This is a genomic window from Streptomyces sp. NPDC057682 (assembly GCF_042799575.1).
Taxonomy (GTDB): Bacteria; Actinomycetota; Actinomycetes; order Streptomycetales; family Streptomycetaceae; genus Streptomyces.
Map to the genome: position 1 here is coordinate 176013 of NZ_JBHVIN010000003.1, position 13096 is coordinate 189108.

The 13096-nt window shown below is 73.3% G+C and carries 9 protein-coding genes; 5 read left to right on the forward strand and 4 right to left on the reverse strand.

What is annotated here, in order from left to right; genetic code table 11:
• From ACFVDM_RS06030 to ACFVDM_RS06040, 3 genes are all read right to left on the reverse strand, one after another.
• Positions 1-2028, reverse strand: a complete 2028-nt coding sequence (locus ACFVDM_RS06030; RefSeq protein WP_383633863.1) for a prolyl oligopeptidase family protein — start codon at positions 2026-2028, stop codon at positions 1-3.
• 106 nt (positions 2029-2134) lie between these two features.
• Positions 2135-5536: a CARDB domain-containing protein gene (locus ACFVDM_RS06035; protein ID WP_383633865.1), complete on the reverse strand. Its 3402-nt coding sequence runs from the start codon at positions 5534-5536 to the stop codon at positions 2135-2137.
• Between the two features lie 376 nt (positions 5537-5912).
• On the reverse strand, positions 5913-6773 hold the full coding sequence (locus tag ACFVDM_RS06040; protein WP_383633867.1) for a helix-turn-helix domain-containing protein: 861 nt from the start codon (positions 6771-6773) through the stop codon (positions 5913-5915).
• Between the two features lie 78 nt (positions 6774-6851).
• Between ACFVDM_RS06040 and ACFVDM_RS06045 the strand changes: the two genes are divergently transcribed.
• The 4 genes from ACFVDM_RS06045 (at position 6852) to ACFVDM_RS06060 (ending at position 10084) form a co-directional block, all read left to right on the forward strand.
• Positions 6852-7718, forward strand: a complete 867-nt coding sequence (locus ACFVDM_RS06045; RefSeq protein WP_383633869.1) for an alpha/beta fold hydrolase — start codon at positions 6852-6854, stop codon at positions 7716-7718.
• Between the two features lie 24 nt (positions 7719-7742).
• Positions 7743-8963: an FAD-dependent monooxygenase gene (locus tag ACFVDM_RS06050; protein ID WP_383633871.1), complete on the forward strand. Its 1221-nt coding sequence runs from the start codon at positions 7743-7745 to the stop codon at positions 8961-8963.
• 245 nt (positions 8964-9208) lie between these two features.
• Positions 9209-9619: a VOC family protein gene (locus ACFVDM_RS06055; RefSeq protein ID WP_383633873.1), complete on the forward strand. Its 411-nt coding sequence runs from the start codon at positions 9209-9211 to the stop codon at positions 9617-9619.
• 36 nt (positions 9620-9655) lie between these two features.
• A complete protein-coding gene (locus ACFVDM_RS06060) occupies positions 9656-10084 on the forward strand; it encodes a helix-turn-helix domain-containing protein (RefSeq protein ID WP_383633875.1) in 429 nt (142 codons plus the stop codon).
• On the opposite strand, the gene ACFVDM_RS06065 is transcribed toward ACFVDM_RS06060, so the two are convergent.
• The gene (locus ACFVDM_RS06065; RefSeq protein WP_383633877.1) at positions 10085-10660 is read right to left on the reverse strand and encodes a DinB family protein; all 576 of its coding nucleotides are present in this window, start codon (positions 10658-10660) and stop codon (positions 10085-10087) included.
• A gap of 206 nt (positions 10661-10866) precedes the next feature.
• On the opposite strand from ACFVDM_RS06065, the gene helR reads away from it, so the two are divergent.
• Positions 10867-13017 (forward strand): RNA polymerase recycling motor ATPase HelR, encoded by a 2151-nt coding sequence (helR, locus tag ACFVDM_RS06070; RefSeq protein ID WP_383633879.1) that lies wholly within the window; start codon positions 10867-10869, stop codon positions 13015-13017.
• The last annotated feature ends 79 nt before the right edge of the window (positions 13018-13096 follow it).

The window sequence follows — 13096 nt, forward strand, 5'->3', positions numbered from 1 at the left end:
TCACCGGCCGGCGTCCGCCGGGGCCAGGTGCTGCCAGAGGAAGGTGTGCGCCAGGGCCTTGTTGTGGGCCGCCTGTTCGTTGTCACCGGCGCCGGCGTGGCCGCCTCCGGTGTTCTCGTGGAGCAGCACCCGGTGGCCCAGCTCGCGCAGCCGCGCGGCGGCCTTCCGGGCGTGGCCGGGGTGCACGCGGTCGTCCCGGGTGGACGTCGTCAGCAGCACCGGCGGATAGGTGCGGTCCCCGGCCAGCCGGTGGTACGGGGACAGCTCCTCCAGATGGGCCCGGTCGGCCGGGTCGTCGGGGTTCCCGTACTCGGCGGTCCAGGACGCGCCCGCCAGCAGCCGGTGGAAGCGGAGCATGTCCAGCAGCGGGACGTCCGCGACGACGGCGCCGAACAGCTCCGGGTACCGGGTCACCATCGCCCCCATCAGCAGGCCGCCGTTGCTGCCGCCGGAGGCGCCGAGCATCGCCGGCGTGGTGATGCCCCGGTCCACGAGGTCGGTGGCGACCGCGGCGAAGTCCTCGTAGGCGCGAGGGCGGTCGGCGCCCAGGGCGGCCCGGTGCCAGGCGGGCCCGTACTCCCCGCCGCCCCGGATATTGGCGATCACGAAACTCCCGCCGCGCTCCAGCCACGCCCGGCCGGTGACCGCGCCGTAGTACGGGGTGAGGGAGACCTCGAAGCCTCCGTAGCCGTGGAGCAGGGCGGGGCCCGGTCCGGTGGCGGTGCGGTCGGGGCCGATCACGAAGTACGGCACCCGGGTGCCGTCCTCCGAGGTCGCGAAGTGCTGCGCCACCGTCAGTCCGGCCGTGTCGAAGCGGGCCGGGGCCTGCTTCAGGGTCTCCATGGGGCCGCCGATCGTCCCCCGGTACAGCGTGGAGGGCTGGAGGAAGCCGGAGACGTCGAGGAAGTACTCGTCGGAGGCATCGGGGTCGGTGTCGGTCACCGAGACGGCGGAGAGCGCCGGGACGTCCGCGAGCGGTTCGCGCGTCCACGGCCCGTCCGGTGCCGGGGTCAGCACCTCGATACGGGTGCTGACGTCGTGCATCGTCTCCAGGATCAGATGGTTGCGGGTCCAGGAGTGGCCGGCGAGCGCGGTGCGCGCGTCGGGGGTGAACAGGACCCGGGCGGTGCGGTCGCCCGCCAGGAACGCGTCGAAGCCGAAGGCCAGCAGCGATCCGGCGGGATGGCCGAGCCAGGGGGACTTCGGGACGACGATCAGGTGCGCGCGGTGGGCGTAGGCGTCGGCGTCGGCGGGCACGTCGATGCGGACGAGCGTGCCGTCCCCGGTCAGGAGGTGGAGTTCGCTGTGGTGGAAGTCGGTGGACCGGGACACGAAGTCGCGGGCGAAGCCGGGCGTGGGGTCGTGCCAGCCGGCCGCGGCCACATCGTCCTTCTCCGCCTCGAAGACGGTCTCCGCCGCCTCCGGCGGGGTGCCGCGGCGCCAGCGTCGTACGGTGCGGGGGTAGCCGGAATCCGTCAGGGAGCCGGGGCCGGTGTCCGTGCCGACGAAGACGGTGTCCTCGTCGATCCAGCCGATGCGCGTCTTCGCCTCGGGCAGCCGGAAACCGTCCTCGACGAAGCCGAGGGTGTCCAGGTCGAATTCCCGGACCTCGACCGCGTCTCCCCCGTCGCGCGAGAGGCAGACCAGGGCGCGGCCGAAGTCGGGGCGGCGGACCCGGGCCCCGGCCCAGAGCCACTTGGCGCCCTCCGCCTCGGCGAGCGCGTCGATGTCGAGCAGGACCTCCCACGCGGGCGTCGGCGTACGGTACTCCTCCAGGGTGGTGCGCCGCCACAGCCCGCGGGGGTGGTCGGCGTCGCGCCAGAAGTTGTAGAGGTGACGGCCGCGGCGGGCGGTGTAGGGGATCCGGTCGGGTGCGTCGAGCACGTCTCTCAGCCGCTTCCGCAATGGGGCGAATCCCGGGCCGCGCGTGAGCGCCGCCTCCGTCTCGGCGTTCCGCTCGGCCACCCAGGCGAGCGCGGCCTCGCCCTCGACGTCTTCCAGCCACGCGTACGGGTCGTTGTCGATCATCATCGAATTGTGCAGGGTCGCGTGGTCCGGTGGAACACCGCGGGGGTACGGGACGGCGGCCGGTGCCCCGCGGTGTGCGGGACACCGGCCGCCGCCGGTGGGGAGGTCACCGCCGGGCGGTGGCCTTCGCGGGTCCTTGGTCGATGACGAACTGCGATCCGGGCTCGACGAGGACGTCGCCGTCCGCCGAGCCGGTGATCGTCACATCGGTGAGCGTGGCGCTGCCGCGCGCACCTCCCTGGGCCAGGATTCCGGACCCGTTGACGGAGTTCTCGATGCGGACGTCGCTGATCTGCGCGCCGGGCACCGATCCGCCGCCCGACTTGAACTGGATGCCGTCGTAGGTGGAGTCGTGGATCTCGGTGTCACGGATCGTGACGCCCGGGATGTCCTGTCCGGACGCGAACAGGGTGATGGCGCCGAACTCCTGCGCCTCGCCCCAGAACGCGCCGCCCGTGCGGTACAGGGCGTTGCCCGCAATCAGGGTCTGTCCGGAGAAGGGCAGCGGGTCGTGGTCGGTGGCCAGCATGATGCCGGGGTAGTTCATGGTGTCCGAGACGATGTTGTTCTCGATGGTGTTCCCGTGGCCGCCGTAGACCGCGATGCCGTTGGCGCGCCAGGGCAGTTGGATGGTGTTGTTGCGGAAGTGGTTGTCGTGGCCGATGTCCACCGAGGGGTTCTTCACGTACCGGCTGGACCAGACGGCGAGCGCATCGTCGCCGGTGTTGCGGAGGGACGAGTTGAACACGGTGGAGTTGCGGGTGCCGTTGGCGAAGTTGATGCCGTCGGCGTAGGTGTTGCGGATGCGCATGCCGGAGAACTCGACGCCGTCGCCGGGACCCCAGAGTTCGGGGATGTTGTCGTAGTCCCGGCCGACCCAGACGCCGACGTTGGCATGTTCCAGCCAGACGTTGGTGATCTTGGTGTCCTGACCGAAGCGTCCGTTGAGGCCCACCCCGCCCTCGGCGTTGCCGTCCCCGCCGCGGATGGTGCCGGAGCCGAAGATGGCCAGGTCGGAGATGGTGGTGTGGTCGTCGATGTCGAAGCCGAAGTTGCCCTCGTGGGGGTGGTTGATGCCGCCCGCGTCCTGCGGCGGGGTGAGGGTGTAGAGCTGGGAGTGCCACATCCCGGCGCCCTTGATCGTGACGTCCCTGATGCCGACCTGGTTGTACGGTCCGCGGTTCAGCGGGTCGTCGGTGAGGATCTTCTGCTCCTGGCGCCACTGCCCCGGCGGGATCCACACACAGCTGATCCGGCCGTTCTGGTTGGCCGTCACCGCGCGCTGGAGGGCGTCGGTGTCGTCGATGCCGTCGTTGGGGACGGCGCCGTAGGCGGTGATGGAGGTGCATCCGGCCGGCTGGGCGGTGGGCGGTGCCACCTGTTCCAGGTCGAGGAGGTCGATGACGTAGAAGGCGGCGGAGTCGTCCGCGTCCCGCTGGAGGCGGAACGTGGTCCCGGCCGGATAGTCCTGTCCGAGCAGTGCGTGGGACTCGTCGAAGAGCCGGCGGGCGTCGGCCTGCGGGGTGTTGGTCAGCCCCTCCGGGCTGTCGGTGTTCCCGTAGAGCCAGCTGTGCTTGGAGGAGAGGGTCAGTTTCCTGGCGAAGGTGCCGTTGACGTAGAGGCTGATCGTCGCCTCCCTCCCGCCGCCGCCCGGGGCGTCGGGGATCGAGTTGCGGACGACGAGGGAGTTCGTGGGCACAGTCGAGGTGATCTCGACGAACTGTCCGGTGGCGTCGAGCCGTACGGACTGGCGCCCGGAGGACTCGGTGGCGAAGTTGGTGTGCCCGAAGGTGCGCTTCGCGTCGGACTTCAGCAGGGTGCCCCGGTACTCACCGGACTCGGCCTCGTACTCGGTGTACGGGACGGCCGCCCCGCGGCCGACGACGACGGACCGGGCGAAGACGTTGTTGTTCTCGTTGGTCTCGGCGACGAGGCCGGTGGCGTCGGCGGTGGCGGTGAGGGTGGCTCCCCCGCTCCTCGCCGTCCAGGTGCCGCTGACGGGCACGGAGACGGTGGCCCCGGCGGCGACTGTCCCGGTGGCGCCGTTCAGGGTGGTGTCCGCGACGAGCAGCCGGGTGACGGTCGGGGTGTCGACGGCGGTGGTGCCCCGGTTGTGCACGGATACGGTGAAGCTCACGGCGGCACCCACGGCCGGGTTCGAGGGGCTGGAGGTGATGCCGAGCACTTCGAGGTCCGGGCCGGGGCTCTGGGACACCTTCAGCCGGTCGGCGGCGGTGAAGCTGTTGTTGGTGTTGTCCTGTTCGACGACCGTGTCGGCGGGGTCGACCGCGGCGGAGACGGCGTACGCCCCCATGGGCCGCTTCCCGGTCGCAACGTGGACGGTGGCGGCGGCACCCGCGGCGAGCGCGCCGACCGGTGCGCTGCCGGCGACGACGCCCTCCACGCTGACGTCGACGGTGGTCGCTGCGGAGGCCGCGGTTCCGGTGTTGCGCACCGTCGCGTCCACCGTGATGTCGTCCTTCTCGGACGGGGCGGCGGGTGACCAGGACAGCGCGGAGACGGTCAGGTCCGGGTTGGGCGCGGCGGTGCCGACGACCTCCAGGCCGGCGACCTGGCCACCCGGGGCGCCGGTGTTGGAGAAGAAGGTGAGGCGCACGTCCGCGTAGCGGCCGTCGACCGGGACGGTGACCGTGTTCTCGTTGCCCGAGGGGTCGAAGACGTAGTCGGCGCGGTCCTTCAGCGAGGTGAAGCCGGTGGCCGACTGGGCCCGGCCGAGCACCTGGATGCTCTGGGTCCGGGTGGACCACGCCTGGTCCGGGGGCAGCTTGACGACGACGGCCTCCAGATCGGCGTCGGCGCCGAGCTTCACGGTCAGGGACGACGGGTAGCCGTTGGACTCCCAGTACGTTCCGGCCTGGCCGTCGTTGGCGTGGGACGCCACGAAGTTCTGTACGGACGAGGTGGCCTCGATGGGCTTGTTCAGCGCCAGATCGGAGCCGGCCGCGGGCGAGGGCCCGCCGCCGTCCCCGGCGTCCTGGCCGTAGACCTCCACCTCGGAGAGCTGACCGGCGCTCCAGCCGGTGTTGGCGGTGATCCGCACCCGGAGGTAGCGCACCTCGTCGGCGGTGAAGCCGAGGGTGACCGTGTTGCCGGACGCCGGGTCGAACTTGCGGGCGGCCGGTTCGGCGAGCGTGCTGAAGGCGGTGCCGTCGGTGCTGCCCTGCACGCTCAGGGTCTGGCTTCTGGCCTCCCAGGCGGCGGGCAGTCTCAGCACGACCCGGTCGACGTCGAAACGGCCGCCGAGGTCGATCCGGACCCACTGCGGGAAGGCGCCGGAGCCCTCCCAGTAGCTCTGCTGGCTGCCGTCGGTGACGTTCGACGCCGGATAGGCGCCGTGCGCGCCTCCGGTGGTCACCGCCTTGCCCAACGCCAGGTCCGGGGCGGGCTGTTCAGCCGCCGACACGGCGGCGGGGACGAGCCCGAGGGTCATCAGCGCGGCGGTCACCGCGGCTGCCGCCAGTCTCCGGGCGCGTTGCTTCCATCTCATGCTGTCCTCTTGTTCCGTGGGGCCGCGGGACCGGGGCGCGGGCAGCCGTCACCGGCCGCGCGACGCGCTGCGGCGTCGGGCGGGCGGGGGCGACCGGGTACGGGCCGCCGGTCGCCGATGGGGGGCGATCGGGGAACACCGGCAGACGGGAAAGCAGCCGACCGCCGGAAACTCTCGCACCTTGCTTGAATTTTTGAGTGATCTGGTTAATTTTTTGCGGCGTTGCGGTGACAGGTTTCTAGGAGGTCACTGTTTTGTCAACGGTTCCCGCAGCGGAACCGCTGCCGCGCCCCGTCCCCGGGGCAGGGCGAACTCCCTTGCAGGACAGAGGAGTACGGCGCTGACCAGTGCCGCTTCCGGCGTGGCCCGGTCGGGATCAGCGGCGCGGCGCGCCCGAAGGAGTCGACGCCGTCCGGCCCGGCCACGCGAGATCGTCGACCGCGAGGAACGGCTCGCGCGCCACGGCGGCGGGCGTCGTCCCGGTGAACTCCCGTACGTCCCGGTGCAGATGCGACTGGTCGGCGTAGCCGGTGTCGGCCGCGACCCGCGCCGCGTTCTCCCCGGCGACCAGGCGGTGTGCGGCACGGTCGAAGCGGACCAGCTTCACCGCCTGCTTGGGCGCCAGGCCGAGCTGCGAACGGAAGCGGGACCACAGCCGCTTACGGCTCCAGCCGGCCTCGTCCGCGAGCAGGTCGACGCGGACCTGGCCCCGCCCCGTGACGATCCGGTGCCAGGCCAGGGCGACTTCCGGGTCCACCGGCGGCCCGGCCGCGTACCGCCGGGCGAGTAGCGCATCGACGAGGGCGAACCGGGCGTCCCAGAGCGGGACTTCGGCGAGCCGTTCACGGATCCTGGCCGCTTCCGGGCCCCAGATGTCGGCCAACGGCACCACGGCACCGTCCAGTTCGGCGGGCGAGATGCCGAGGATCGCGCGGGCGGTCACCGGGGAGAGCCGGACCTGGACACACTCCACGTCCTGTCCGCGCGCCACGACGGCGCCCCCCGCCCCCAGACCGGCACCGGCCACCAGGCTGCCGCTCCGGGGGCCGCCCGCGCCGTCGAGGACCGGCGCCCCCGGCCCGAACTCCAGGAGCAGCGTCACGGCGGGGTGCGGAACCATCCGGAGGCGGTCCAGCTCGCGGACACCGAACCCGGCCATCGTCAGACCGGGCACCGCGCTGGGCCGGTGCGGGGCGGCCACGTCCCACACCGCCGCACCGTGCTCGAACGTCGGCATGCCTCCATGCTACGCGCGGCGCGGAGGGGGAACATTCGTCCAATACCGCGCCGGGGCACGGCGGCGAGGCTGGGTGCCATGACGGATTCCTCCACCGCACCGCACACGACGGACGCCCCCGCCACCGGGGCCACCGAACTCCTGACCCTGGCCTCGTCCGGGGGCGAGCTGCACGTCCGGCGGGACGGCCCGCGCGAGCTGCCCGCACTGCTCCTCCTGCACGGCACGGCCTCCTCGGTCCGCTCGTGGGACGCGCTCGTGCCCCTGCTGACCGCGCACCACCATGTCGTCCGGCTCGATCTGCCCGGACACGGACGGTCGGCCAAGCCGGCCGACGCGGACTACGCCCTGCCGGACCAGGCCCGGTCGGCCGGGGAGGTCCTGGACCGGCTGGGCATAGAGCGGGCCGTGGTCGTGGGGCACTCCAGCGGAGGTGTGGTCGCCACCGCGCTCGCCGAGGAGCGCCCCGGGCTGGTCGACGCGCTGGTCCTGATCAACACCGGGCCGTCCCTGGACGCGTTCATCGCCTCCCCGCAGGCGGCGGCGATCGGCCTCACCGCGTGGCCCCCGTCCGACGCGCAGCTACGGGAGTTCGCGGGCACGGGCTTCAGCCGGGAGGGGTACGTGTTCCCGGACGAACTCCTGGACGACGTGCGCGGGATGACCCTGCACGCGCTGACCGCGACGACCGGGGCCACCCGCGCCTATCTGGCGGAACGCACCCTGCCGGACCGGCTGAAGGACCTCGGCGTCCCGCTCCTGGTCCTCTTCGGCGAGGACGACCGCCGCTGGCGCTCCTCGTCCGCCGCCGACTACCGGGCCGTCGAGGGCGCCGAGATCGTCATGCTGCCCGGTCTCGGTCACTCGCCGCTGATGGAGGACCCCGTCCGGACCGCCGCACCCCTGCTGGGCTTCACCGCGCTCCACGCCGCGCGGCGGGACTGAACGACACGAAGGAGAACGGGCGTCATGCGGATTCTCGTCTCGGGCGCCGGTGTGGCCGGTCCCGTACTGGCCCACTGGCTCATCCGCTACGGCTTCGAGGTCACCGTCGTCGAACGCGCCCCGGCCCCGCGCCGGACGGGCGGTCACGCGGTCGACCTGTTCCGGCCGGCCGTGGACATCTCGGAGCACATGGGGGTGCTGGACCTGATCGAGGAGCGGGCCACCGGCACCACCCGGATGACGGTCCACCCCGAAGGGGCCCGCGGACCGGTCCGGGCCGACCTCTCGCACCTCTTCGGCGCGGTGTCCCGGCGGCACGTCGAGATCATGCGCGACGACCTCACCGAGATCTACCGCGCCACCACGCGCGACGACGTCGAGTACGTCTTCGACGACTCCGTCACCGCCCTGTCCCCCGACGGCGAGGTGCGGTTCGAGAAGGGCGCTCCCCGCCGCTTCGACCTCGTCGTCGGCGCGGACGGGCTGCACTCCGTCGTGCGCCGGCTGGCCTTCGACGCGTCGGCCCGCCGCACCGAGTTCATCGGCGCGCACTTCGCGGTGGCGAGCCTGCCCGACGACCCCGGCGTCGACGGGGAACTGCTCATGCATGTCGGGGTGGGCCGGACCGTCGGCATGTACCGGGCCCGTCATCTGCCCGACGCACGGGCGCTGTTCCTGTTCCGGGGACTGGACCCGGACGCCTGCGGACCGCACGACGTGCCCCGGCAGAAGGAGCTGCTGCGCGAGGCGTTCGCGGGGCTGCATCCCCGGGTGGACGGCTGGCTCGACGCGCTCGACAGCACCCCGGCGTTCTATTTCGACGCGATCAGCCAGCTGCGGATGGACACCTGGTCGCGGGGCCGGGTCACGCTCGTCGGCGACGCGGGCTACTCCCCCGGACCGGCGGTCGGCGGGAGCACCACCCTCGCCGTCCTCGGCGCGTACGTACTGGCCGGGGAGCTGGCACGGGCGGACGGCGACCACGAACGGGCCTTCCCCGCGTACGAGCGGATCATGGCGGAGCCGGTACGGGGCAGCCGGGCGTCGGCGCTCAGTGCGGCGAAGACGCTGGTGCCGGCCTCCCGGGCGGGGGTCCGGGGGCTGGCCCGGGGCGCGCGGCTGATCTCGTCCCTGCCCCCGCGCCCCGCCAGGGCCCTCCTCCGGCTCACGACCGGGAGCGGGCGGCTGTGGGACCGGGTGGCCGTCGCCGCCCCGGCCGCGCCCGCCCGGTTCGCCCGGGGCTGACCGGGGCCGACCGGGGCTGACCCGGGCCACGATCGCGTCAGGGCTGATCACACGGCGGAACAGGGCGATCTGCCGGACAGCCGGCATCCGGCCGGCGTGGCGACGGGCCGCCCCCACCTCGCCACCGCCCCGCTGGTCCCGGCCCGGGGCCGCCGGCCGTGGCGCGGCAACACCCCGAGGGGGACGGGAGGTTCGGTCAGGAATCGAGAAGCGGCGGGTCCCGGGCCGGACCTAGCATGATCGGCATGGACATCAGCATTCACACCAGCTTCCTGCCGCACGACGACCCGGACGCGTCCGTGGCCTTCTACCGCGACGTCCTCGGCTTCGAGGTCCGCAGCGACGTCGGGCAGGGCCGGATGCGCTGGATCACGGTCGGCCCGGCCGGCCGCCCCGGCACCTCCCTGCTGCTGGCACCGCCCGCCGCCGACCCCGGAGTCACCGAGGACGAGCGCCGCACCATCACGGAGATGATGGCGAAGGGGACGTACGGCTGGATCCTGCTGGCCGCCCCGGATCTCGACGCCGTCTTCGCGAAGGTCCGGGACGGCGGCGGCGAGATCGTCCAGGAGCCCACGGACCAGCCGTACGGCATCCGCGACTGCGCGTTCCGGGACCCCGCGGGCAATCTGGTCCGCATCCAGGAAGTGCGCTGACCCGCGGGCCCGGCCCCCTGAGGAAACGGAGAGCCCATGTGTCACCCCGCGTGGAGGCGCGCCCGTCTCGCGGCGCTGCGTCTGCAGGAACTGGCCCGGCTGCGGCCCGTGCGCGACCGGATGGACCGGGAGTACGCCCGGCCGCTGGACGTCGAGGCACTGGCGCGCGCGGCGGGCCTGCCGGCCGGACTGCTGGGCCGGGAGTTCCGGCGAGCCTACGGCTCCTCGCCGTACGCGTATCTGATGGCTCGTCGTGTCGAGCGGGCGTGTGTGCTGCTGCACCGCACCGACCTGGGTACGGCGGAGGTCCGGCGCCGGGTCGGCTGCCCCTCGCCGCGCGTCTTCGACCGGCACTTCACCGCGCGCGTCGGGATGTCTCCGGACGACTACCGGCGGCGGACCGGCGGACGCCCGACGGCCGAGGTCCCCGCCCAGGGCGTGCGCCGGGGTGTCCGGGCCGGCTGATCACAGCCCCCGGGCCCCGTCGATCCTCTCCCGCAGCAGATCCGCGTGGCCGTTGTGCCGGGCGTACTCCTCGATCATGTGGATGAGCACCCAGCGCAGCGACACCGTGCCGCGCCAGGAGTCGTGTCCCCGGACGTCCAGGTCCGGGGCCTTCTCGGCGAAGCGGTCGGCGAAGGCGACCTCGGCGCGCCAGTCCCGCCAGGCCTCGGCGACGGCGCCGGGACCCGCGTCGCGTACGTCGAAGTCGCCGTCGGGGTCCTGCTCGGTGGTGTGGCGCGGCGGGGCGTCCTCCCCGGCCAGGACCCGCCGGAACCAGCGGCGTTCCACATCCGCCAGATGCCGGAGCAGACCGAGCAGCGAGAGCGTGGACGGTTCGACGGAACGGAGGGCCAGCCGGCCGTCCAGACCCGAGCACTTCAGCTCCAGCGTCCGGCGCTGGTCGCCCAGGAAGTCGCGCAGCATGCGGCGCTCGTCGCAGGTCCCGGATCCGGTGAAACGCGCGTCGGGGCCGCCGTTCGCGGCGGAGCCGGTGCCGCCGGGGAGGAAGAGTTCCGCTCGTCTGCTCGAAGGGCTCATGCCCGTCATCATCCCCGCCGGAGAGCGGCCGAAAGGAGGGAACGGGGAAGAGGAACGAGAAGGCGGGGAGACCGGCAAGGGGGCTGGGCCACCTCTTGCCACTCTCAACTTATAGCGCACCGGGGGGCTTGCGGCAAGGCCCCCCATCTCCCGCAGAATCCCTGGTCCAGGCCCTGAGGCCCATCGAATCGGGAGATGCACAGCGGATGACACCCACCTCTGCGACCACCGGCGCGTTCGCTCTGCCGGCGCGGCTCGCGGCCAAGAACGACCCGGCACTGATCGCGGACGACGAACGGCACCTCGCCGCCGTCGCCGCCTGTCTGGACGAGTCGGTCGCCGAACTCTCGGACCGCCTGGACGCCGCCCGCAGGTCGCCGGGCGGGGCGGGACGGCAGGCCATGGACCGCGACACCGAGATCCACCGGCTCACCGCCCGGCTACGCACCCTGCGGCGCTTCGGCCGCGATCTGTGCCTCGGCCGGATGGTCGGCGCGGACGGCACCGGAACGCTGTACGTGGGACGGCTCGGGCTCACCGACCGCACCGGACGGCGGCTGCTGCTCGACTGGCGCTCCCCCGCCGCCGAACCCTTCTTCGGGGCCACGCACGCGCGGCCGATGGGGCTGGTGAGCCGCCGCCGCTACCGCTGGGACGGGGACCGCGTCGTCGACTTCTGGGACGAGGTGTTCACACCCGGCGGCATCGCCCCGCACGCCGCGCTCGACGACCAGTCGGCGTTCATCGCCGGTCTGGGCGGGAACCGGTCCGAGCGGATGCGCGATGTCCTCGGCACCATCCAGGCCGACCAGGACGCCGTCATCCGCGCCGGATCGCGGGGCACGCTCGTCGTCGACGGCGGCCCCGGCACGGGCAAGACCGTCGTCGCCCTGCACCGCTCGGCGTATCTGCTGTACGCGGATCCCCGGCTGGGGCGGCGCGGCGGCGGGGTGCTGTTCGTCGGCCCGCACGAGCCCTACCTGGGGTACGTGGCCGACATCCTGCCCGGCCTCGGGGAGGACGGTGTCCGCGTCTGCACCCTGCGCGACCTGGTGCCCGAGGGGGCCTCGGCTGTGGCCGAGAGCGATCCCGTGGCGGCCCGGCTCAAGGCGTCCGCGCGTCTGGTCGGGGCCGTCGAGGCCGCGGTCAGGTTCTACGAGGAACCGCCCACCGCGCCGATGACGGTCACGACCCCGTGGTCCGACGTCGCGCTGACCGCCGGCGACTGGGCGGCGGCCTTCGCCTCCGCCCCAGGAGTCCCCCACAACGAGGCGCGTGACCAGGTCCTGGAGGAGCTGGTCACGATCCTCGCCGACCGGCACGGCGGCGAGGTCCCCGAGGAGCGGCTGCGGAACGCGCTGCGCGGCGACCGGGAGCTGCTCGACGTGTTCGACGGCGCGTGGCCGCTGATCGAGCCGGCCGATCTGGTCGGGGATCTCTGGTCGGTCCCCGCCTATCTGCGTCTCTGCGCGCCCTGGCTGGACCGCGAGGACGCCGCCCGGCTGCGGCGTCCGGCGGGCGGCGCGTGGACGGTCGCCGATCTGCCGTTCCTGGACGCGGCGCGTCAGCGGCTCGGCGATCCGGAGGCCTCGCGCCGGGGGCGGCGCCACCGCGCGGCCGTCGCCGCGGAGCGTGCGCGGATGACGCGGGTCGTCGACGACCTGCTGGAGGCCGACGCGGACGGGGAGGGCGCGGTCACGATGCTGCGGGGTCAGGACCTCAGGGACACCCTGGCCGACGGTTCGGTGCCGGACGAGGGGACGGCGGATCCGCTGGCGGGGCCGTTCGCGCACGTGGTGGTGGACGAGGCTCAGGAACTGACCGACGCCCAGTGGCAGATGCTGCTGGTGCGCTGCCCGTCGCGGAGCTTCACCGTCGTCGGCGACCGGGCCCAGGCCAGGGACGGCTTCCCGGAGTCCTGGGAGGAGCGGCTGGAGCGGGTCGGCCTCGACCGCGTCAGCCGCGCCTCGCTCACCGTCAACTACCGGACCCCGCGCGAGATCATGGCCGAGGCGGAGCCGGTCGTCCGCGCGGTGCTCCCGGACGCCAACGTGCCGACGTCGATCCGCAGCGGAGGCGTTCCCGTCACCCACGGGCACGTCGGGGAGCTGGAGTCGATCCTCGACGCGTGGCTGTCCGCACACGCGGAGGGAACCGCCTGCGTCATCGGGGACCCGACGTTCCGGGAGACGGCCCGGGTCCGTGTCCTGACGCCCGCGCTGTCCAAGGGGCTCGAATTCGATCTGGTCGTCCTGGTCGATCCGGAGTCCTTCGGCGGCGGTGTGGCGGGCGGGGTCGACCGCTATGTCGCGATGACCCGGGCGACCCGGCGTCTGGTCGTCCTGACCCGCCCCTGAACCGGGCCGGTGCGCCCGGTGACCTGCGCCGGCTGCCGCCACGGCCGGTGCCGGGCCGGACACGGGGTCCGGCCCGGCC